Below are 20,778 nucleotides of genomic sequence, written 5' to 3' on the forward strand. Positions count from 1 at the left end.
CCGCGGATCAGTTGGCCAGTTCCTGGGCCTCGGTCAGGGAGATCAGGATGTGCTCCATGCACGCGTGACCGGCGCGCTCCGCGGCGGCCACGTCCCCGTCCGCGATGGCGCGGGCGATGGCGTCGTGCGGGATGTAGGTGCTGTTGATGGAGGTGCCCGCGGCGGTGATGCTGGCCCGCAGGGCGGCCGAGAAGTCCTCGTAGAGGTCGCTCAGCACCCGGTTGTGGGTCGCCTCGACGACCGCGATGTGGAAGGCGAGGTCGGCCTCGACGAACGCCTCGGGCCCGCCGGACTCCCAGGCCCGCTCGCGCTCGGCCAGGGCGCTCCGGATGCGGGCGATGTCGGCGTCGGTGCGCCGGGTCGCCGCCAGGCGGGCGGCCTCGACCTCCAGGGCGCGCCGCACCTCCAGGATCTCCAGCTGTTCGGCGGTGCGCAGCCTCCGCTGCATGGCCCCCGAAAGCTCACTCGTCGCGCGGACGTAGGTGCCGTCACCCTGGCGGCACTCCAGCAGCCCGGCGTGGGTGAGCGCTCGTACGGCCTCGCGCACGGTGTTGCGTCCGACCCCGAGCTGTTCGGCGAGCACGGTCTCGGTAGGGATTTTCGCGTGCATCTGCCAGGAGTTCGATGTGATCTGCTCCTTGAGCTGATCGATCACCTGGTCGACGAGGGACGCGCGCTGCGCCGTACGCAGACTCACAGTCCGCCTCCTCCGGGGAAACCAATCATCCTATGAGTCAATGACTGGTAGACCCTAATTATTCCGGAGGCTTGAAAACAAATCCAGTTCCGGCGGAGCGCCGATCTCTACCGGGCCAGAGCGGAGTCGACCGTCACCCCCACCATCGCGCTGCGCACTCCGGCGGCTTCCAGAGCCTTACGATACGCGCCCGCCTGTTCCTCGCCCGCTCCGGCTCGTCCGTACAGGTCACCCAGCTCACGCCAGGCCCGTGCCGCCTCGCGGTCGGGCGCGGAGCCCGCCGGGCGCGGCCTGTCGAGCAGCTGCCCGGCCCGGTGCAGGATGACCGGCACATCGCGGTCGCCGTGGGCGAGCGCGATCTCGGCGAGCAGGAGCTGCGCGGTCGCCGCGACGGGGCAGGCCCGCCCGTCCAGCATGGCGAGGGCGGCCCCGGCCAGCCGGGCGGCGTTCTCGGGGTCGTCGTCGGCGAACCGCACCCGGGCGAGGGCGACGAGGCTCCGGGCGTGCTCGTGGACGGCCCCGGGGAACGCGGCGAAGACGCGGCCGGCGGCGGTCACCAGCTCACCCGCCTGCTCCAGCGGCTCCTCACCCGTGGACGCGGCCAGCCGCGCCCAGCTCGTCGCGACACCGGCGAGCCGGAACGCCATCCGGGCCGGTCGGCCGGTCGCGATGGCGTCGTCGGCCAGGTGCACGGCCAGGGCGGAGTCCTCGCCCTCGGCCGCGACGAGGCTCGCCCGCCACAGCGCGTGGATCTCGGCGGTGCGGTTGACCACGGCGGGCATGCCGTTGTCCGCCAGAACCCGGCGGATGTAGGCCCTGCCCGGCGAACGCGGCTGCCGGGGGTTCTCGGTCTCCATGAGGGAGGCGGCGAGATCGACGGCGACCTCGCCCTGCGTCAGAGCGAGTCTCTCGACCTGGACGAGCGCCTGGGCGGCCAGATCGCGGGCGCGCAGGATGTCTCCGGCGCGCTGGTAACAGCGGCTCAGCGCCACGGTGAGGGGCAGGTCGGCCAGACGCTCGGGGTGGGCGGCCGCCTCGCGGCGGAGCCACTCGAACGCCTCCACGGCCGGCCCGATCCTCCCCTGGGCCTCCAGCGCCCGGGCGCGGCCGAACCGCGCGTGCGCGCCCAGCAGGACGTTCTCCTCGCCTGCCACCTTGACGATCTCGCCGAACCGCTCCGCGGCCACGGACGGGTCGCCGTGGAGGAGCTCCAGCTCGGCATGGCGCAGCCCGAGTTCGGTGTCGATGCGCTGGCGCGGTTCGATGCCGTGCAGCAGGAACTCGGTGGTGCAGCCCAGGCGTTCGGCGAGGAGGCGCGCGACCACGGGAGTCGGCGTGCGCTTGCCGGACTCGATGAGAGAGACGTAACTGTCGGAGAGGTCAGGCCCGGCCAGCTGGGCCTGAGACATGCGCCTACTGAGCCGCAGTCCGCGGACGCGGTCACCGATGGTTCCCTGACTCGGCATCTGATCTCTCAGGGCGGGGGATGGTCAATGTTCCCGCCATGATTGCACGAAGCAGTCGAATAAGGTAACCCCGCGTGAAAAATATCGGGTGGACTCTCCTCTAAGACACCGCGGTAAAGGACGAAGAGGTACTAATCATCGTCGCTTCCCCCGGGGAAGATCATCTGGCATACCTCAAGGTAGAGCGTCTCGGGGTAGGGAATGTAGGGAATCCTCGACAGGGCCTGGTCCTGACCGGCCGACTCCAGGACGAACTCGCCGTACCCCATCATGCGGCCGAGCAGCGACCGCTGGAAGCTCATGTCGGTGACCTTGCCCAGCGGCATCATGTCGACCTTGCGGGTGATCAGGCCCGTGGTGAGCAGCATCCGCTTGGACGTGACGACGAAGTAGTCGACCGACCACTCCGCCACCTTCCAGACGAAGCGGATCAGCAGCAGGAGCCAGGCCCACCAGACGACGACGAGGGCGCCGCCGCCGCCCTGGTCGCCGAGCCACTTGCTCAGCAGCCCGGCGATGATCAGGCCGCCGAAGACCTCGGCGACCGGGCGGAGCAGTACGGCCGGGTGACGCCGCACCATGATGACCTGGTGTTCGTGGGGGAGCAGGTAGCGGTTGACCGACGAGGGAGCTGAGTCCCCGTGGGTCACAAGCCTCATGACAGATGGGAGACGAACTGGGCCAGAGAATCGGCCGCGTTGTACACAGTGTCCATGGCGCTCCTCACCGTGCTGGCGGCGTCACCTGGTCGGGTGAACAGGAAGAACGCCACAAAAGCAATACCGCCGTACGTAAGAACCTTCTTGACCTGCACTTCGGCCTCCTGCAACCGCTAACCCACTGCACCCGCCGTATACATTACCCACGCCATTCGCCGGGTAAAGCGCTTCGGTCCATTACGTCTGGCCCCGTTCCGTAGACCTGGCGAATCGGACAGAATGGCTTTTTCCCGGTCACCCGCGCTCGCTCGCGACGAGCGCGAGAACCTCGAGATGCTTGCGGGCGATCCGCTCCACCAGTCCGGGATGGACGTGGCCGGTCACCTCCAGCGCGCCGTAGTGCGCCGCCTCCACGCAGCGGGTCACCGTGGCGGCCGGATGGATCCCGGAGAACTCGGCCCGCAGCGCGGCACTGACGGCCTCGTACGGGTCGGGCTCCTTGTCCGGCGTGATTCGCTCGCTCATGGTTCTCCCTGGTATGCGCCCGCGGCCCTCGCGGACCGGGGCACGCAAGAGCCGCTTTCGCTACTCTGAGTACCCAGAGAGTAACATTACGGAGTCGAAAGTTGTAGAACGCCCCTTCTATCGGAAGGGAAGTTTTCTCAGACGACCCCGTAAAGACGGTCACCGGCGTCGCCGAGGCCGGGGACGATGTAGCCGTTCTCGTTCAGCCGCTCGTCCACCGCCGCGGTGACCAGGCGGATCGGCCGGCCGCTGCCCGCGAACACCTGGTCCATGTGGGCGATGCCCTCCGGGGCGGCCAGCAGGCACAGCGCGGTCACGTCGTACGCGCCGCGCTCGAAGAGGAACTCGACGGCCGCGGCCAGGGTGCCGCCGGTGGCGAGCATCGGGTCGACCACGTAGACCTGGCGGCCGGACAGGTCGTCGGGCAGGCGGGTGGCGTAGGTCTCGGCCTTGAGCGTCGACTCGTTGCGGATCATCCCGAGGAAACCCACCTCGGCCGTCGGCAACAGCCTCGTCATGCCGTCCAGCATGCCCAGGCCCGCCCGCAGGATCGGCACCACCAGCGGGTACGGCTGCGCCAGCCGTACACCGCTGGCCGGCGCGACCGGGGTCTCCACGGTCACGTCGGTCACACGGACGTGCCGGGTGGCCTCGTAGGCGAGCAGGGTCACGAGCTCGTCGGCGAGGCGACGGAATGTGGGCGAATCCGTCTCCGCGTTCCGCAGCACGGTCAGTTTGTGTGCCACCAGCGGGTGGTCGACGACCAGGGTCTCCATGGAGGCCAACGGTATCCCGTATGCCGAGGTGAGGGATAACGGTGGAGTCCGTACGTGATGTGCCCCACTTTCACTTTGAGTTTGATCACGATTTGGTAGGAGAGACGTACGCTCGCAGGTTGGTTCTGAAAGCATTGACGCCCGGAGAGAACGCATCGGTGGGGATGGCCATGTCAGATCAAGAGGCACTCGACTTCGCCATCGTCGTCTACCGCGAGGACGACGTATGGGAGGCGGAGGTGCTCCCCACGGCCCTCACCTCCGACCTGGACGGCCTGATCTACGCTCTGCGCCAGCAGCCGAGCATGAGCGGCACGATTGGTCTGGTCGCCGTTGGGGATGAGTTCTTCGTGGCGCTACGGGTGTTCGGCGAGCGGGTGGACGTCTTCCTGTCCGACATCGCCGCGTCCTGGGACTTCCCGCTCGCCGAGCAGGTGCTGGAGTACCTCGACGTGCCGGTGCCCGACGAGGAGGAGCTCGACGCGATCCTCCAGGACGAGGACACCGCCCTTCCCGCCGGCGACCTCTCGATCTTCGCGGACCTGGGCCTCGACGAGATGGAGCTCGGCATCCTCTCCGGCGACGTCGACCTGCTTCCCGAGGACGTGCTGTCCAGCATCGCCGCGCGGCTGGGATTCTCCGAGCCGTTCGAACGCGCCATCGACTCGATGTTCGGCTGACCTTGGGAGATCGGCCATGTCCTCCAGCCCATCAGCAAGCAGCGTGTTCTCGGCGGCCTTCGTCCGCACCCCCGACGGGTGGAAGGGCGCGGAGGTCGATCTCGGCTCCGCCGAGATGGCGGACGACCTCGGTGACGCCGTCACCGAGCACCTCGGACTCGACGGCGACGAACTGGTCCTGCTGTGCGTGGAGGTGGAGGACGAATGGTTCGGGATCGTCCGCTACGACGGTGACGAGGAGCCCCGCGCCTTCCTCTCCGACGCGCAGGCGGGACTCTCGGAGGGGATCGGGGAGATCTTCAGCGATCTGGCCGGGGTCGCGCCGACCAAGGAGACGCCCGAGATCGGCGTACGGCCCGCCGGCGACTTCGAGCTGCTGGACGACCTCGGCGTCACCTCCGAGGAGCTGATCGAGCTCAGCATGGAGGAGGGCGTCCTTCCCGCGGACACGCTCTCGGTCATCGCCGAGCGGCTCTCGTTCGCCGACGAGCTCGACCGGCTGCGATGACCGTGGCGGGGTCCGGCGGGCCCGCCGGACCCGGCGGTTCCGGGGTGGAGGCCGGCTACATCCCCGTGATGCGGCTCGCTCTCGACCAGGCGGCGCGGGCCGGCGCCCGCGGAGAGGTGCCGGTCGGCGCGGTCGTCGTGGACGCCGAGGGCGCCGTGCTGGCCCGGGCCGGCAACGACCGCGAGTCCCTGGCCGATCCCACCGCCCACGCCGAGGTCCTCGCCCTGAGGGGGGCCGCGCGGGCGCGCGGGGAGTGGCGGCTGGACGGCTGCACGCTGGTGGTGACCCTGGAGCCCTGCACGATGTGCGCCGGCGCCGCCGTACTGGCGCGGGTCGACCGCGTCGTGTACGGCGCCGCCGACGCCAAGGGCGGCGCCGTGGGCTCGCTCTGGGACGTCGTCAGGGACCGCCGCCTCAACCACCGGCCCGAGGTGGTGAGGGGCGTGCTGGCCGACGAGTGTGCCGGGATCCTCACCGATTTCTTCTCCGTCCGGCGGATGCGCGAGCAATAGCGGTTATCCGGTAAGCTGCTCCGCGGTGGAGTCGCCTAGTGGCCGAGGGCGCACGCCTCGAAAGCGTGTGATGGGGCAACTCATCCGTGGGTTCAAATCCCACCTCCACCGCCACAGCGAAAGGCTCCCGGCGTCATCAGCCGGGAGCCTTTCCGTTTTCCGCCCTCCCGCCCCTCCGGCGGGCCGCGCCGGCTCAGTCGCCCGGCAGCTCCAGCACCCTGGCATGCAGGATCGAGCGCTGGTGCAGCGCCGCCCGCAGCGCGCGGTGCAGGCCGTCCTCCAGGTACAGCTCACCGCGCCACTGCACCACGTGCGGGAACAGGTCGCCGTAGAAGGTGGAGTCCTTGGCGAGCAGGGAGTGCAGGTCCAGCACCGCCTTCGTGGTGATCAGGGTGTCGAGCCGGATCTGCCGTGGCGGTATCTGCGCCCACTCGCGGTGCGAGAGGCCGTGGTCCGGGTAGGGCCGTCCGTCGCCGATCATCTTGAAGATCACACTATGTAGTTTATGAGAGCATCGGGTGTCGTGTTCGCCGGATGCCCACCGGGCGGCTCATCCCGCAGGTCGCGGGCCTCTCAGACGCCGCCCGCGAAGGTGTCGCACTTGTTGGGGTCGCCGCTCTCGTAACCGGTGGTGAACCACTTGACACGCTGCGCCGACGTTCCGTGGGTGAACCCCTCGGGGTCGACCCGGCCCTGGGTGCGCTTCTGGATGCTGTCGTCACCCACGGCCGAGGCCGCGCTGATCGCCTCTTCGATGTCGGTCTGGCTGAACGGCTTGGCGAACAGGCCGGTCTTGTAGGCGTTCTTGGCCCAGGCGCCGGAGTAGCAGTCGGCCTGCAGCTCCAGCCGGACCGAACCGCTCTCCGGTCCCTGCCGGTCCCCCTCCGCCTTGGCGTTGGTGCCGAGGAGGTTCTGCACGTGGTGACCGTACTCGTGGCCGACGACGTAGGCCTGGGCGAACGGGCCGCCCTTGGCGCCGAACCGGCTCTGGAGCTCGTCGAAGAAGCTGAGATCGAGGTAGACCCGCTGGTCGGCGGGGCAGTAGAACGGGCCGACCGAGGCGTCGGCGGCGCCGCAGCCGGTGTTGACCCGGCCGGAGAACATGACCGTCTTGGCCGGCGTGTAGTTCTGCACGACCTCGGGCCAGTAGTCCTGGATGCTGTTGACCACGCCGACGATCCGGCACTGCTCGTTCTGGTCGGCGTCCTGGCCGGTCTTGCACTCGGAGGCCAGGTTGGAGCTGGGGTTCACCGGGGCGGGATCGTCGCCGCCGGTGATGTTCCCGGGGTTGACGCCGAATATCAGAGCCACGATGAGCGCGATGATCCCGGCCGCGCCGCCGCCGACGGCGAGGCCACCGCCGGGGAAGCCGCCCCTGCCGCCGCTCTCCACCTGTGAGGTGTCGAGCCGGGCGTCATCTTTGAAGTCCATCGCCGATGTCCCTTCGGTCCGCTTGGGACCTTCCACTGCCCCGGGGAGGCCGGGACATTCCGGCGGAACCGGATGACGGACGGGAGGTCACGGCGCCGTGGCGTCCCCGCCCCGGTCCTCCTCGTGCCCTCCGGCTCCTCCGCGGCCCGGCGCTCCGCGTGGGAGAGCCGGGCCGGGCACCGCTCGCCGAACGTCACGCGCCCGCCGTGCCCGTCGAGCGTCCTGCGGGCGTGGCCCGGCTGGAAGGGGCGCGCGGGCCGACGCGGTGTGAGGACGGGCGGATACGACGAAGGGGCCGGGGCGCGTGTGCGCTCCGGCCCCTTCGGGCGGCGGAGGATAGGAGATTCGAACTCCTGAGGGGTTGCCCCCAACACGCTTTCCAAGCGTGCGCCCTAGGCCAACTAGGCGAATCCTCCGTGGAGAAGCTTACCGAACTTTCTGAGTGCGATGACCGCATATTCGGTGCCCCGAACACTCCGGTCAGACGTTAGACTGTCCTCGGACCCCTCGCGCGGCGTCATCCTGTGAACCTCCCCAGGGCCGGAAGGCAGCAAGGATAAGCAGGCTCTGGCGGGTGTGCGAGGGGTTCTCTTCGTTTCAGGACCCCTCGCAGGCGGGATGGTCGCATGAGTCTTGCGCTTTACCGCAAGTACCGGCCCGGGACCTTCGCCGAGGTCAAGGGCCAGGAGCACGTCACAGAGCCGCTGCGGCAGGCGCTGCGGAGCGGCCGGATCAGCCATGCCTACCTGTTCAGCGGGCCCCGGGGCTGCGGCAAGACCTCCAGCGCCCGGATCCTGGCCCGTTCGCTGAACTGCGAGCAGGGACCGACGCCCGACCCCTGCGGAAAATGCGAGTCCTGCGTCGCGCTGGCCCCCACCGGCCCCGGCCACCTCGACGTCATCGAGATCGACGCCGCCTCGCACGGTGGCGTGGACGACGCCCGCGACCTGCGCGAGCGGGCCTTCTTCGCGCCCGTGTCGGCGCGCTACAAGATCTACATCATCGACGAGGCGCACATGGTGACCCGCGAGGGTTTCAACGCGCTGCTCAAGCTCGTCGAGGAGCCCCCGCCGCACCTGAAGTTCGTCTTCGCGACGACCGAGCCCGAGAAGGTCATCGGGACGATCAAGTCCCGGACCCACCACTACCCCTTCCGGCTGATCCCCCCCGCCGCGCTGCGCGCGCTCATGGAGGAGATCCTCACCGCGGAGAAGGTTCCGTTCGAGCCCGCCGCGCTGCCGCTGGTGATCCGGGCGGGCGCCGGCTCGGCCCGTGACTCGCTGTCCATCCTCGACCAGCTCTTCGCCGGGTCCGACGAGTCGGGCATCACCTACGCGCGCGCCGTCTCCCTGCTGGGCTACACCGACGGCGGCCTGCTCGACGACGTGGTCGCCGCCTTCGCCGCCCGTGACGGCGCCCGGGTCTTCCAGACGGTCGGCCGGGTGATCGAGGGGGGCCACGACCCCCGCAGGTTCGCGATGGACCTGCTGGAGCGCTTCCGCGACCTGGTGATCCTGGCCAACGTGCCCGAGGCGGCCGAGAGCGGGCTGCTCGACCGGCCCGCCGACGAGCTCGACCGGCTCCGCGAGCAGGCCGCGTCGATGGGCCCGGCCGAGCTGACCCGCGCCGCCGAGATCTTCAACGCCGGCCTGACCGAGATGCGCGGCGCGGCCTCGCCCCGGCTGATGCTGGAGCTGATGTGCGCCCGGACACTCCTGCCCGGGACCGGCCGGGACGAGGCGGCGCTGCTGGCCCGTCTGGAACGGCTGGAGCGCGGCGGTCTCGCGGCGGCTCCCGTCGTCCCCGCCGTCGCCGCCCCGCCGGTGCAGGCGGCTCCGGCCGCGGTGGTCCCCTCCCCGGCTGTCCAGGCCACGCCGCCCGCGCAGGCTCCGGTCGCGCAGGTTCCGGCCGCCCCCGCTCCCCCCGCGGGTACGGCCCCGGCCCCGGCCCCGGTGGAGCGGGCCCGCGCGGACGACGACTGGCCCGCCGTGACCAGGCCGGGCGCCCCCGCGGCCGCACCCCAGGCCCCCGCGGCCCCGGTGACCCCGGCGGCGTCGGCGGTGCCGGTCGCCCCGGTCGCCGACGCGGTGACCGGGACGGGGGCCGCGGCGGTGCAGCAGGCGTGGCCGCAGGTGCTCGCCGCCCTCAAACGGCGCAGCATCGTGGTCTGGGCGAACGTCAACACCAACGCCCAGGTCGTGGGGGTCGAAGGAAAGCTCGTCACGCTGGGGTTCGCCCAGGTCGGCGCGATGCGCAACTTCACCGGCGGCGGCAAGGACGTCGTCGTCGCGGCGGCCCTGCAGGACGTGCTGGGCGGCTCCTGGAAGGTCGAGGCCGTCGTGGCGGGCGGCGGCCCGTCCGGCGGCGCCCGTCCCCCGGCGGGTCCGCCTCCCCAGCCGGTCCAGCCGGTTCAGTCGGCCCCGCAGCCGGCCCAGCCGCGCCAGGACCCCGCGCAGGGGCACGCCCCGGGGTCCGCTTCGGGTCCCGCCTCGGGATCGGCTCCGGGGCCCGCCTCGGCGCAGGCTCCGGCGGTCCGGCAGGCCCCTCCCGCGCGTCAGTCCTTCCCGCCCACCGACGATTCGTGGCCGGACGCGCCGCTTCCCGACGACCCCGGCTCGCCGCCCTCCCCGGCCCCCGGCCTCGCCGCCGCCCGCTCGGCCGCGAGGGCGGCGGCGCAGACGGGTCCGAAGGCCGGCGGCGCCAGGCCCGCCTGGCCGGACAAGGTGCCGGGGCGCGTGCCCGCGCCGGACGGCGACGAGGTCGATCCGCTGAACGACGCGGACGCCGACGTCGACGCGCTGACCGGCATGGCGCTCATCCAGCGGGAGCTGGGCGGTCAGATCATCGAGGAGATCGACCACGCCTGACGCGCGGCGCCGGGCCGTACGGGGTCGCTTCTCCGCGCGGTGGGCTCCCGCGGCCGCTCTTCTGCGCCGGGCCGTACGGGGTCGCTTCTCCGCGCGGTGGGCTCCCGCGGCGGCCTTCCGCGGCGGGCGCGGCCGGTTCTCCGCTCGGCGCTCCGGGGCGGCTCGTCACGTCCGGATCCCCGGCGCCGGGAAGAAGCGCGCGGGGTTATTGAACAAATGCAATGTGTGACGAGCCCGGGTCCGGTTAAATTTCTGTCAACACGTTGCCGTACGCGGCCGCTCCGGTGCGTGTCACGTCGGGTCCCGGACGTCTTGGAGGGGGGCCGGGACCCGACAGGGGGTTTAGCGTCCCCCTCTGGGGAACACGTGCCCGGGCCAGTGCAACAGCCGGTCCGGACCCCGTAGGCTCGTGACGACTGACGTCACGGACGAGGAGCACACGACGGTGAACCCAGGGGATGTAAACCTTCAGCAACTGCTGGAGCAGGCGCAGCTCATGCAGCAGCAACTCGTCAGCGCCCAGCAGGAGCTGAACGACGCCCAGGTGCAGGGCTCGGCGGGCGGCGGGCTCGTCGTGGCCACGGTCAACGGCAGCGGCGAACTGCTCGAACTGAAGATCAAGGCGGAGGCCGTCGACACCGGTGACCGCCAGGAGACGGCCGACACGATCGCCGACCTGGTCATCGCCGCCATCCGGGACGCCGTGCGCTCGGCGGCCGACCTCCAGCAGGAGAAGCTCGGCCCGCTCGCGCAGGGCCTCGGCGGCGGGGGCGGCCTCGGCCAGCTTCCCGGATTCTGAGCCATGTACGAGGGGGTCCTCCAGAACCTGATCGACGAGCTCGGCATGTTGCCGGGCGTCGGTCCCAAGAGCGCGCAGCGGATCGCGTTCCACCTGCTGGCAGCGGAGCCCGCCGACGTCAAGCGGCTCGCCCACGCCCTGCTGGAGGTCAAGGACAAGGTCCGCTTCTGCCGCGTCTGCGGCAACGTCGCCGCCGAGGAGGAGTGCCGGATCTGCCGTGACACCCGGCGCGACACCCACGTCATCTGCGTCGTGGAGGAGTCCAAGGACGTGGTGGCCATCGAGAAGACCCGCGAGTTCCGGGGCCGCTACCACGTGCTCGGCGGGGCGATCAGCCCGATCGACGGAGTCGGCCCCGACGACCTGCGCATCCGGGAACTGATGACGCGCCTGGCCGACGGCCGGGTGACGGAGCTGATCATCGCCACCGACCCCAACCTGGAGGGGGAGGCGACGGCGACGTACCTCGCCCGTCTGGTGAAGCCGATGGGCCTGAAAGTCACACGACTCGCCAGCGGCCTGCCCGTGGGCGGTGACCTCGAGTACGCCGACGAGGTCACCCTGGGCCGCGCGTTCGAAGGAAGAAGGCTGCTGGATGTCTGACGCATGGGCCGCCCTGGCCGACCGGATCGCCGTCCACGCGCGCGACTACATCGACGGGCTCACCCGGCTGGCGGGCGGCGAGGGCGGTGACGCCATCCTGCCGCTGCTGCTGGTGGAGGTGGCGCAGGTCAGCTCCGCCGGGGCCCAGCTCGGCGCCTGCCAGGACGTGATCCTCTCCGGCAACTGGGAGCCGCACCTGAGCGAGGACCCGGACGTCGACGGCGTCCGCACCACCCTCGCCGAGCGCCTGGGCCCGGTCGACGACTACGCCGAGGTCTTCGACCCCTACAAGGACACCTCGGTGACGCCCTACCGGCTGTCGGACGACCTGACCGCGGTGGCCGCCGACCTCATCCACGGGCTCCGGCACTACCAGGCGGGCCGCCCGCTGGAGGCCCTGTGGTGGTGGCAGTACTCCTACTTCAACACGTGGGGCAACCACGCGGGCGCCGCCCTGCGGGCACTCCAGGCGCTCGTCGCGCACACGCGCCTCGACGTGGCGGAGGAGCGTACCACGGTCTGACCTGTCCACATGGTGGTCAGGCCCGAAGGAGCTCGACGGGGCGCAAGTAGACTGAGGGCTCCACAGCCCCAGATTGCTTCGGAGAGATCTCGTGGCGCTCGTTGTACAGAAGTACGGTGGTTCGTCCGTCGCCGACGCGTCCTGCATCAAGCGGGTCGCGCAGCGGATCGTCGCGACGAAAAAAGCCGGCAACGACGTCGTGGTGATCGTCTCGGCGATGGGTGACACCACCGACGAGCTGCTGGACCTCGCCCAGCAGGTCTCGCCGCTGCCCCCGGGTCGCGAGCTCGACATGCTCCTCACCTCCGGCGAGCGCATCTCGATGGCGCTGCTGGCGATGGCGATCGCCAACCTCGGCCACGAGGCCCGGTCGTTCACCGGCTCCCAGGCCGGTGTCATCACCGACTCCTCCCACGGCCGCGCACGCATCATCGACGTGACGCCCGGCCGGATCCAGGAGGCCCTCGGCAACGGCCAGATCGCGATCGTGGCGGGGTTCCAGGGTGTCTCCCAGGACACCAAGGACATCACCACGCTCGGCCGGGGTGGTTCCGACACGACCGCCGTCGCCCTCGCCGCCGCCCTGGAAGCCGACGTCTGCGAGATCTACACCGACGTGGACGGCATCTTCACCGCCGACCCGCGCATCGTCCCGACCGCCCGTAAGATCCCCAGGATCTCCTACGACGAGATGATGGAGATGGCGGCCTGCGGGGCGAAGATCCTGCACCTCCGCTGCGTGGAGTACGCGCGCCGGTTCAACCTGCCGATCCACGTCAGAAGCTCGTTCAGCACCAAGGAAGGCACGTGGGTCGTCTCCGACCCCGACAGCGAAGGAACAGAGATGGAGCAGCCGATAATCTCCGGCGTCGCGCACGACCGGAGCGAGGCCAAGATCACCGTTGTCGGGGTGCCCGACAAGGTCGGCGAGGCTGCCACGATCTTCAAAACGCTGGCGGACGCTGAGATCAACATCGACATGATCGTGCAGAACGTGTCGGCGGCGGCGACCGGCCGTACGGACATCTCCTTCACGCTGCCCACGACCGACAGCTCCACGGCGCTGTCCGCGCTGAAGAAGATCCAGGACCGCATCGGGTTCGAGTCGCTGCTCTTCGACGACCAGATCGGCAAGGTGTCGCTGATCGGCGCGGGCATGCGCTCGCACCCCGGCGTCACCGCGACGTTCTTCGCGGCCATCGCCAACGCGGGGGTGAACATCGAGATGATCTCCACCTCGGAGATCCGCATCTCGGTGATCGTCGGGCAGGACGAGGTCGACGCGGCGGTCACCGCCGCGCACCACGCTTTCAACCTCGACGCCGACCAGGTCGAGGCAGTGGTCTACGGAGGTACCGGACGATGAGCCGCAAGCCGACCCTCGCCCTGATCGGCGCGACCGGTGCCGTGGGCACCGTCATGCGCGACATCATCTCCCACCGGGAGGACGTCTACGGCGAGATCAAGCTCGTCGCGTCCGCCCGGTCGGCAGGGAAGGTCCTTCAGGTCCGCGGTGAGGACGTGGTCGTCCAGGAGCTGACCCCCGAGGTCTTCGACGGCGTCGATATCGCGATCTTCGATGTGCCGGACGAGGTCTCCGCGGTGTGGGTGCCGGTCGCGGCCGAGCGCGGCGCGACCGTCATCGACAAGTCCGGCACCTTCCGGATGAACCCCCAGGTGCCGCTGGTCGTGCCGGAGGTGAACCCCGAGGCCGCGCGGGAACGGCCGCTGGGCGTCATCTCCACCCCCAACTGCACCACGCTGTCGATGATGGCCGCGATGGGCGCGCTGCACGCCGAGTACGGCCTGCGCGAGCTGGTGGTCGCCTCCTACCAGGCGGTCTCCGGCGCGGGTGTGGCGGGCTCGGCACGCCTCTACGACGAGATCGAGGCCCTGGCCGGTGACCGGACGGTCGGGCAGACCGCCGGTGACGTGCGCAAGGCCCTGCAGAACGCGCTGGGCGAGGCCGAGTCGCCGTTCCCGGCTCCGGTGGCGTTCAACGTCGTGCCGTGGGCGGGTTCGCTCAAGGACGGCGGCTGGGCCTCCGAGGAGATCAAGCTCCGCAACGAGTCCCGGAAGATCCTCGGGATCGATGACCTGAAGGTCTCGGCGACCTGCGTGCGGGTCCCGGTGATCACGACCCACTCGCTGGCCGTGCACGCGACCTTCGAGCGCGAGATCACCGTCGCCGACGCCCACCGGATCCTGGAGGCCGCGCCCACCGTGGTCGTCATGGACGACCCGGCCAACGGCGTCTTCCCGACCCCGGCCGACGTCGTCGGCACCGACCCGACCTACGTCGGCCGGATCCGCCAGGCGCTCGACTTCCCCAACACCCTCGACCTGTTCGTCTGCGGGGACAACCTCCGCAAGGGCGCGGCCCTGAACGCCGCGGAGATCGCCGAGCTGGTCGCGGCCGAGTTCGCCTGACCCGTTCGCTCCGTCCGACCGGCCTGGCCTCTTCGGGTCCGGTCGGCCCGGCCGTCACCGTCACACACCGTACGGCGGGCCGCCCGCCGTACGGTGTGTGACGGTCCGCCGTTGGTCACGGTGTCAGGACCCGCGGTGCCGGGATGTCACGGCGGTCGCCGCCCGGTGGTGTCCGGGGACCGTGGTGGTCGCGGTGCCGGGGGCCGGGGGCCACGCTTTCGCGGCGTCCGGGCTTCTGGGTGTCCGGGCTTCTGGGTGTCCGGGCGTCGAAGAAGGTGTCATGACGTCCGGGGGTCGAAGAACAGGATGTCCCAGTGGTCCAGCTCGCGGGCGTAGAGGGCGTTCGGCGCCCGGTAGAGCGGGGCGCCGTCGTCGCGGATGCCGTCGAACGGGTAGTGCCGGATGATGTGGTCGTTGACGCATGAGTTCGGTTGGATATCCAGCTTGTAACCCTTGGCGTGGCTGTAGCGGCCGGGAGCGTGGCCGACCTCGGTGCCGCCGGTGATGACGATCGGGCAGCCGCTCGCGCGTTTCAGCGCGATCACAGAGGCGACGGTGGTCCTCCGTACGGTGTCCAGGGAGGTGCACTGCCCTATCGTGCGGTCCACGCATCCCCCCGTGGATTTCCAGGACAGGCCCGAGCGTTTCAGCCGGTGCGCGGCCTGGGCCTGGGTGAGCCGTATGGGCAGTACGCGCGCGGTCTTCGCGCTCGCCGTGCTGACGCTCGCCGCCTCCGTGCCCGCGGCCGGTTTCACCTCGGCCGCGGGTTTCGCCGCCGGGGCGCGCCCGGAATCCGCGACCGGTTTCGCCGCCGGAGCCCGTCCTGAACCCGCGACCGGTTTCGCCGCCGCGGGCTTGGCCACCGGGGCGGCCTCGGCGCCGGTGGCAGGTTTCGCCTCGGCCGCGGGTTTCGCCATCGGAGCGCGTCCTGAACCCGCGGCCGGTTTCGCCGCCGGAGCATTCTTGGCGCCCGTGGCCGGTTTCGCCCCGGCCGCGGTCTTTGCCGCCGGGGCGCCTTTCGTACCCGGGGCGGTCCTCCTCACGGGGGTGGTCTTCCGCACGGAGGCGGTCTCCGCGATCTCGGTGGTCTCCTTCACCGTGACGGCTTTCGCTCCCTCGGGGGTCTTCCGCGCCGTGACCGCCTTAGCACCCGTGGCGGTTTCCGCACGTCCGGTGCCCCTCGTCGTCCTCGCGGCCTTCGCGGCCCTCACCGACGCCGCCCTGGCGCCCGCGGTTCTGGCACCCCTCGCCCTCGGGGACCTCGGATCGGCCGCCCGCGTGTCCGCGGTCGCCCCCGTATCCGCGGTCGATCCTGTCTCCGCAGTCGATTCGTTGTCCGCCGTCCACGCCCCCGCCGCCGTCGCGAGTGGACCCGTCGTGAGTGAATCCATTGTGAGCGGGCCCGTCACGAGTGAACCCATCACGAGTGGACCCGCCGCCGTGAGCGGGTACACCGCCGTGAGAGGGCCCGTGTCCACCAGTGGGTTCATGGCCGTGAGGCCGGCCGGGCGTGTGACGGCCCCGGCGCCTCCCGGGGTCACCGTGGTGAGCGCCGTGGGCAGAACCAGAAATGCTCCGGACGCGAGCCAGGAGGCGCCACGTCTACGGGAAGGTGCTCCCATTCTTCATCCCTTGTCGCGGGAGCCCTTCCGCCAAGGGGTTCAATCCCACGATCGAACTGGTACGACTCCTCAAAAAGCCTCGAATTTGCTCTTTAATGGTGATCAACGTGCGGCTCAATGACCCGACCCGTTCACCCGCCGGGTCGTGGATCACCAACGGGGTCACAGGGTCGTACAGTGACGAACGTGGCTGAGCCGACCCAGAGAAGCCGAGGATCAGACAAGACTCGTGAAGTCATCGTCGAGACGGCCCTGCGGTTGTTCCGCGAGCGGGGATACGAGGCCACGACGATGCGGGTCATCGCCGCCGAGGCCGGTGTCTCGGTAGGGAACGCCTACTACTACTTCGCCTCCAAGGAGGCTCTCGTCCAGGCGTACTACGACCGGGCGCAGGCCGAGCACGAGACGGCGTGCGAGGTGGTGCTGTGCCGGGAGAGCGCCTTCGCCGCGCGGCTGAGCGGTGTGCTGCGGGAGTGGGTACGGGTCTCCGAGCCGTACCACGAGTTCGCGGTGAAGTTCTTCAAGCACGCGGCCGAGCCGAACAACCCCCTCAACCCCTTCAGCGCCGAGACCTCGCCCGCCCGGGACTCCTCGATCGCCGTCTATCGCAAGGTGGTGGAGGGCTCGGCCGAACGCATGGACGCCGAGTTGCGGGCCGAGCTGCCCGAGCTGCTGTGGCTGCTGTCGATGGGGGTAGTGCTGTTCTGGGTGCACGACACGTCGGAGGGGTGCCGGCGGACGTACCGGCTCATCGAACTGGTCGTCCCGCTGGTGGACCGGCTGGTCGGGCTCTCCCATCTGCCGGGTCTGCGCGGCGTCGCCCGGGACTTCATCGCGGGAGTCCACGAACTCCGGGCGTGACCTTCCGCGGAAGTCCACGGCCTTCGCGCGGGGCTTCGTCGCGGGGTCCATGATCTTCGCGCGTGACCTCCCCGCGGGGATTCGCGAACTCCGCGCGTGACGGCGGGCCCGAACCCGAGAATTTCAGTAATCGATTCATTACCCTCGGTGGTTATTCTCATGACTACTCCGAGGGGGTCCCATGGTCTGGGTAACCGTCCTGGTGGTCTCGACCACCGCCGTCACGCTCCTCACGCTCCTCACACTTCGCCGGAGGGGCAGGCCGGACGAGGAGCGGGGGGCGACGTCGGTCGACTTCTCCGCCAACCTCGCCCTCGCCGTCTACCTCCTCGTGCTGGCCTACGCGGCGGTGCTCTGCCGCGACGCGATCTCCACCTCGCAGGCCGACGTCCAGGCGGAGGCGGAGACCCTGACCGAGATGTACTGGTCGGTGGCTCCGATCCCCGAGGCGGCGCAGATCCGGACCCAGATCCGCGAGTACTCGGCGCAGAGCGCCAACCTCGACTGGCCACTGATGGCCGAGGGTGAGATGTCACCCGTCCCGGCGAGGATCCTCGAGGACATGCGCGCCGCGACCCTCCGGCTCCGGCCGGTCGGGAAGGAGGCCGAGGACCTCCGCCAGGACGCGCTCCTTCGGGCCTCCGAGGTCAGCCACGCGCGCGCCGTACGCGCCGACGACGCCGAGGGTGGTCTGGAGAACATCTTCGTGATCTCAATGATCATCTCTGGGGCGCTGGTCATCGCGCTGCCCTGGACACTCGGGATGAAGCCCACGCGCCAGTCCGTGATCAGCGACGCCGTACGGGTGGGCGTGGTGGTCATCGGCATCGGCTTCATCATGCTGATCAGTCATCCCTTCACCGGGGTCGGCGCGGTCGGGCCCGACGCCCTGCGGGCCGCCCAGCATCAGTACGACCGGATCGACGGACAGTTCCCGCTGCCCTCCCAGGAGGGCTGAGCGGGAGGCGGCCTCCGGGCCCGCCACCGGGGTCACGGCCCCGGTGGCGGGATGTTCCGCCGGTCGCCCCCGGTGCCCGCTCAGCGGCGGGCCCGGCTCTTCAGCGCGGCGGCGGCGCTCACCGAGATCACGCCGGTGAAGACCACCAGGATGACCAGCTTGCGGTCGGTGCCCCGGCGCCGGTCGGCGTAGCGGTCCAGCACCATCGGCCTGTGCGCGGCGAGGGGCGCTAAGGAGGGTACGGCCGGCCGGGGCGTGGTGGACGGCGACGGGGTGGGTTCGGGAGCCTCCGGTGGGACGGCCGCCTGACGGAAGCGCGCGGACGGCTCGGCCGGGCGGGGTTCGGGCCGCCGCGGCGGATGGGAGGGGGGTGAAGCGGGGGGCGGCGTCTCAGGGGGCTCTGGAGGCTCCGGAACGGCGGGCACCACCGGTGCCGTCGGGGCCGGGACGGGTGGCGCCGGGGGTGCGGGCTCCGGAGCCGGGGAGGGCGCCTCGGAGGGGCGTGCCGGCTCCGGAGTGGGCTGCTCCGGGACGACGGCCGGGGGGCAGGGCTGCGGACACACCCCGCACGTCCCCAGGCGCACGCCCAGGATCACCTCCACGAGAGCCGGCCCCGCATCGGCCCCCGCCGGACCGCCCGGACCGTCCACGGCGCCCTGATCGCCCGTGCCGCTCGGGTCGTCCGTGTCCTCCCCGCCATGCGGGCGGCTCGGGTCGTGCGAACGGCCCGAGCCGCCCAGGCCGTTCCCGACGCTCATGCCGTTCGCTTCGCGCGTGCCGTCCGTACCGTCCGGAGCGCCCCGCCCGGGAACGCCCAATCGCACGGCGGCGACCGCGCAGTGCGGCCGCACCCCGGCACCGGGCAGGCTGCCCGGCCGCGTGCCGGTGGTGGCCGCGTCACCGGCCCCGGCCGGCGCGAGAGCCGCCAGGCAGGCCACCGCGGCCACCGAGACCGCCGCCCGTGGCCCGCGTCCTTGTCTTACGTGCCGCTTCATCGTCACCAGAACGTTCTAACATCTCACTCAGTGTCACGGAGGGGTAAACGACCACCCCGGGGAGATCTTCTCGGGGCGCCGGCCGTACGGCCGTGGCGGGCGGATGGTTGACGGGATCCGGGGCCGGTGCGGCAAGCTGTTTCAGAACATCGTTCTAGTAATCGCGGAGGCGGCATGATGGCCACGGGTGCACGCTGGGGGATGACGCTCCCCTTCTCGGACCGCACACTCGCCGGGTCGCGGGAGCTGGTGGCCGAGCTGCCGAAGCTCGGCTACACCGACGTCTGGTCCGCCGAGGTGAACGGCGCCGACGGCTTCGTGCCGCTGGCGCTGACCGCCGAGTGGGCCCCCGGCGTACGGCTCGGCAGCGCGATCGTCCCCGTCTCCACGCGCGGGCCCGGCCTGCTGGCCATGTCGGCCGCCACGCTCGCCGACCTCGCCCCGGGGCGGTTCGTCCTGGGCATCGGGGCCTCCTCCCCCGTCATCGTCGAGGGCTGGAACGCCGGGGAGTTCGTGAAGCCGTTCGCCAGGACGAGAGACACGCTCCGCTTCCTGAAGGCGGCGCTGTCCGGCGAGAAGGTCACCGAGCGGTACGAGACGTTCGAGGTCCGGGGTTTCCGGCTGGAGCGCGCCCCCGAGACGCCGCCGAAGATCGTCCTCGCCGCGCTGCGGCCCCGCATGCTTCATCTGGCCGCCGCCGAGGCCGACGGCGCGATCACGAACTGGCTCTCGCCCCAGGACGTCCGGAAGGTCAGGGCGGAGATCGGCCCTGACGTCGAGCTGATCGCCCGGCTGTTCGTGTGCGTCAGCGAGGACGCCGCCCGGGTGCGCGAGCTCGCCCGCCGCATGCTCGCCGGATACCTGACAGTCCCGGCCTACGCGGCGTTCCACGAATGGCTGGGGCGTGGTGAGATGTTGCGCCCGATGCGCGAGGCGTGGGCGGCCGGCGACCGGAAGGCGGCGCTGCGCGCCATCCCGGACGAGCTCGTGGACGCGCTCGTGGTGCACGGCGACGCGGCGACGTGCCGGGCGAGGATCCGCGAGTACGTGGAGAACGGGCTCACCACCCCGGTGCTGGCGCCGATCCCGGTGGGCGAGGTCCCTCTGGAGCGGGCCGTACGAGATCTCGCGCCGGTCGAGGACTGACGGGGCGGCGTGGGGTCTCCGCCACGGAAGCGGAAACGGAAACGGAAGCGGGGCCGGGGCGCCGGAACCGGGGAGCCGGGACGCCGGAGCCTGGGAGTCGGAGAGCCGGGGATCCGCGCGGGACGGGGCCCGCGCGGGAACCGGCCGGAGCGATTACGCGTTATATCGTGTGGCGGCCGGGTAGGGGACCCCCGCCAGACGAGCGTGCTTCCGAGGAGGTTCCCCCATGGCGAAGGCAGCGCGTGCGGCACAGGCGTGGCGGGTCTACAGGCAGGCGTCCGGGCCCGGTTCCCCCGGCCTCGCCACCCGCCTGCGCGCCGTGCCGAAGATGGTCGGCGCGGTCATGCGCGGCCAGTACCCGGGCATGACCAAGGGCAAGCTGGCGATGCTGGGCCTCGGTGTCCTCTACATCGTCTCGCCCCTGGACCTCGTCCCGGACTTCCTGGCGCTCATCGGGGTCGCCGACAACTTCGGCGTCTTCCTGTGGCTGATGGGCTCCCTGCTCGGCGAGAGCGGTCGCTACGTCGACTGGGAGCGGCACGGCGGGGTCAGGGCGTTCCCGTCCGCGGCGGGCCCGTTCCCGCACGGGCGGCGCGGCTGAGCCACGCCGCGGCGGGAAGCCGTCCGGGCGACCGCGGCAGACGGGCCTGGGCGACCCCGGTGAGCGAGAAGATCCACGAAGCGGACCCCGGGTCCTGCTTCGTGGATCTCCGCTTGGGC

At 71.0% G+C, this 20,778-nt stretch carries 23 protein-coding genes, 2 tRNA genes and 1 other RNA gene; 15 read left to right on the forward strand and 11 right to left on the reverse strand.

Translation table 11 applies throughout. From position 1 onward, the window contains the following. Positions 1-7: 7 nt before the first annotated feature. The 6 genes from HDA43_RS16535 to upp form a co-directional block, all read right to left on the reverse strand. Complete coding sequence (locus tag HDA43_RS16535; protein ID WP_179821731.1) at positions 8-697, reverse strand: FadR/GntR family transcriptional regulator; 690 nt, start codon at positions 695-697, stop codon at positions 8-10. Between the two features lie 107 nt (positions 698-804). After that, complete coding sequence (locus tag HDA43_RS16540; RefSeq protein WP_179821733.1) at positions 805-2,163, reverse strand: helix-turn-helix domain-containing protein; 1,359 nt, start codon at positions 2,161-2,163, stop codon at positions 805-807. Positions 2,164-2,294: 131 nt separating this feature from the next. Next, positions 2,295-2,822: a PH domain-containing protein gene (locus HDA43_RS16545; protein WP_179821735.1), complete on the reverse strand. Its 528-nt coding sequence runs from the start codon at positions 2,820-2,822 to the stop codon at positions 2,295-2,297. Further along, positions 2,819-2,977 (reverse strand): hypothetical protein, encoded by a 159-nt coding sequence (locus HDA43_RS16550; RefSeq protein ID WP_179821737.1) that lies wholly within the window; start codon positions 2,975-2,977, stop codon positions 2,819-2,821. Before HDA43_RS16550 ends, HDA43_RS16545 begins: the two co-directional genes overlap by 4 nt. Before the next feature lie 139 nt (positions 2,978-3,116). Then, positions 3,117-3,347 carry a hypothetical protein gene (locus tag HDA43_RS16555; protein ID WP_179821739.1) on the reverse strand — a complete coding sequence of 77 codons (231 nt, stop codon included), beginning with the start codon at positions 3,345-3,347 and terminating at the stop codon, positions 3,117-3,119. A gap of 137 nt (positions 3,348-3,484) precedes the next feature. Next, on the reverse strand, positions 3,485-4,123 hold the full coding sequence (gene upp, locus HDA43_RS16560; protein ID WP_179821741.1) for a uracil phosphoribosyltransferase: 639 nt from the start codon (positions 4,121-4,123) through the stop codon (positions 3,485-3,487). Positions 4,124-4,293: 170 nt separating this feature from the next. Here upp and HDA43_RS16565 point away from each other — a divergent pair, with 170 nt between their 5' ends. The 4 genes from HDA43_RS16565 (at position 4,294) to HDA43_RS16580 (ending at position 5,937) form a co-directional block, all read left to right on the forward strand. Beyond that, positions 4,294-4,803 carry a tRNA adenosine deaminase-associated protein gene (locus HDA43_RS16565; protein ID WP_179821743.1) on the forward strand — a complete coding sequence of 170 codons (510 nt, stop codon included), beginning with the start codon at positions 4,294-4,296 and terminating at the stop codon, positions 4,801-4,803. A 16-nt stretch (positions 4,804-4,819) separates the two neighbouring features. Continuing rightward, complete coding sequence (locus HDA43_RS16570) at positions 4,820-5,311, forward strand: tRNA adenosine deaminase-associated protein (protein ID WP_179821746.1); 492 nt, start codon at positions 4,820-4,822, stop codon at positions 5,309-5,311. Beyond that, positions 5,308-5,823: a tRNA adenosine(34) deaminase TadA gene (gene tadA / locus HDA43_RS16575; protein WP_218911749.1), complete on the forward strand. Its 516-nt coding sequence runs from the start codon at positions 5,308-5,310 to the stop codon at positions 5,821-5,823. The genes HDA43_RS16570 and tadA overlap by 4 nt, the downstream gene beginning before the upstream one ends. 24 nt (positions 5,824-5,847) lie before the next feature. Next, positions 5,848-5,937: transfer RNA gene (locus tag HDA43_RS16580), tRNA-Ser, on the forward strand. A 79-nt stretch (positions 5,938-6,016) separates the two neighbouring features. On the opposite strand, the gene HDA43_RS16585 is transcribed toward HDA43_RS16580, so the two are convergent. The 3 genes from HDA43_RS16585 to HDA43_RS16595 all read right to left on the reverse strand — a co-directional run bounded on the left by HDA43_RS16585 (position 6,017) and on the right by HDA43_RS16595 (position 7,670). Next, positions 6,017-6,316 carry a type II toxin-antitoxin system VapB family antitoxin gene (locus HDA43_RS16585; protein ID WP_179821747.1) on the reverse strand — a complete coding sequence of 100 codons (300 nt, stop codon included), beginning with the start codon at positions 6,314-6,316 and terminating at the stop codon, positions 6,017-6,019. An 80-nt stretch (positions 6,317-6,396) separates the two neighbouring features. Continuing rightward, positions 6,397-7,254, reverse strand: a complete 858-nt coding sequence (gene ypfJ, locus HDA43_RS16590) for a KPN_02809 family neutral zinc metallopeptidase (protein ID WP_179821749.1) — start codon at positions 7,252-7,254, stop codon at positions 6,397-6,399. Between the two features lie 330 nt (positions 7,255-7,584). Beyond that, positions 7,585-7,670: transfer RNA gene (locus tag HDA43_RS16595), tRNA-Ser, on the reverse strand. A gap of 82 nt (positions 7,671-7,752) precedes the next feature. Between HDA43_RS16595 and ffs the strand changes: the two genes are divergently transcribed. From ffs to HDA43_RS16630, 7 genes are all read left to right on the forward strand, one after another. After that, positions 7,753-7,848: signal recognition particle sRNA small type (ffs, locus tag HDA43_RS16600), an RNA gene on the forward strand. Positions 7,849-7,880: 32 nt separating this feature from the next. Beyond that, positions 7,881-10,121, forward strand: a complete 2,241-nt coding sequence (locus HDA43_RS16605) for a DNA polymerase III subunit gamma and tau (protein WP_179821751.1) — start codon at positions 7,881-7,883, stop codon at positions 10,119-10,121. Between the two features lie 445 nt (positions 10,122-10,566). After that, positions 10,567-10,920, forward strand: a complete 354-nt coding sequence (locus HDA43_RS16610; RefSeq protein ID WP_179823331.1) for a YbaB/EbfC family nucleoid-associated protein — start codon at positions 10,567-10,569, stop codon at positions 10,918-10,920. Between the two features lie 3 nt (positions 10,921-10,923). Further along, a complete protein-coding gene (recR, locus tag HDA43_RS16615; protein ID WP_179821753.1) occupies positions 10,924-11,523 on the forward strand; it encodes a recombination mediator RecR in 600 nt (199 codons plus the stop codon). Further along, entirely contained in the window at positions 11,516-12,046 is a 531-nt protein-coding gene (locus HDA43_RS16620) for a DUF5063 domain-containing protein (protein WP_179821755.1), read from the forward strand. Before recR ends, HDA43_RS16620 begins: the two co-directional genes overlap by 8 nt. 91 nt (positions 12,047-12,137) lie before the next feature. Next, a complete protein-coding gene (locus HDA43_RS16625) occupies positions 12,138-13,412 on the forward strand; it encodes an aspartate kinase (RefSeq protein WP_179821756.1) in 1,275 nt (424 codons plus the stop codon). Continuing rightward, positions 13,409-14,476 carry an aspartate-semialdehyde dehydrogenase gene (locus HDA43_RS16630; RefSeq protein ID WP_179821758.1) on the forward strand — a complete coding sequence of 356 codons (1,068 nt, stop codon included), beginning with the start codon at positions 13,409-13,411 and terminating at the stop codon, positions 14,474-14,476. Before HDA43_RS16625 ends, HDA43_RS16630 begins: the two co-directional genes overlap by 4 nt. Before the next feature lie 278 nt (positions 14,477-14,754). Here HDA43_RS16630 and HDA43_RS16635 read toward each other — a convergent pair whose 3' ends face one another. Further along, complete coding sequence (locus HDA43_RS16635) at positions 14,755-15,393, reverse strand: hypothetical protein (protein ID WP_218911751.1); 639 nt, start codon at positions 15,391-15,393, stop codon at positions 14,755-14,757. A gap of 891 nt (positions 15,394-16,284) precedes the next feature. Here HDA43_RS16635 and HDA43_RS16640 point away from each other — a divergent pair. Continuing rightward, a complete protein-coding gene (locus tag HDA43_RS16640; RefSeq protein ID WP_312873317.1) occupies positions 16,285-16,959 on the forward strand; it encodes a TetR/AcrR family transcriptional regulator in 675 nt (224 codons plus the stop codon). Positions 16,960-17,140: 181 nt separating this feature from the next. Beyond that, positions 17,141-17,917, forward strand: a complete 777-nt coding sequence (locus HDA43_RS16645) for a bestrophin-like domain (protein WP_179821762.1) — start codon at positions 17,141-17,143, stop codon at positions 17,915-17,917. Positions 17,918-17,997: 80 nt separating this feature from the next. On the opposite strand, the gene HDA43_RS35955 is transcribed toward HDA43_RS16645, so the two are convergent. Further along, positions 17,998-18,123, reverse strand: coding sequence for a hypothetical protein (locus HDA43_RS35955; RefSeq protein ID WP_281395110.1), 126 nt, complete (start codon positions 18,121-18,123; stop codon positions 17,998-18,000). A 966-nt stretch (positions 18,124-19,089) separates the two neighbouring features. Between HDA43_RS35955 and HDA43_RS16650 the strand changes: the two genes are divergently transcribed. Together HDA43_RS16650 and HDA43_RS16655 are read left to right on the forward strand one after the other, a co-directional pair. Further along, positions 19,090-20,058 (forward strand): LLM class F420-dependent oxidoreductase, encoded by a 969-nt coding sequence (locus HDA43_RS16650; RefSeq protein ID WP_179823335.1) that lies wholly within the window; start codon positions 19,090-19,092, stop codon positions 20,056-20,058. A gap of 226 nt (positions 20,059-20,284) precedes the next feature. Next, positions 20,285-20,659: a YkvA family protein gene (locus tag HDA43_RS16655; protein WP_179821764.1), complete on the forward strand. Its 375-nt coding sequence runs from the start codon at positions 20,285-20,287 to the stop codon at positions 20,657-20,659. Positions 20,660-20,778 lie beyond the last annotated feature (119 nt).

Origin of the sequence: Streptosporangium sandarakinum, assembly GCF_013409935.1 — a bacterium.
Classification (GTDB): Bacteria; Actinomycetota; Actinomycetes; order Streptosporangiales; family Streptosporangiaceae; genus Streptosporangium; species Streptosporangium nondiastaticum.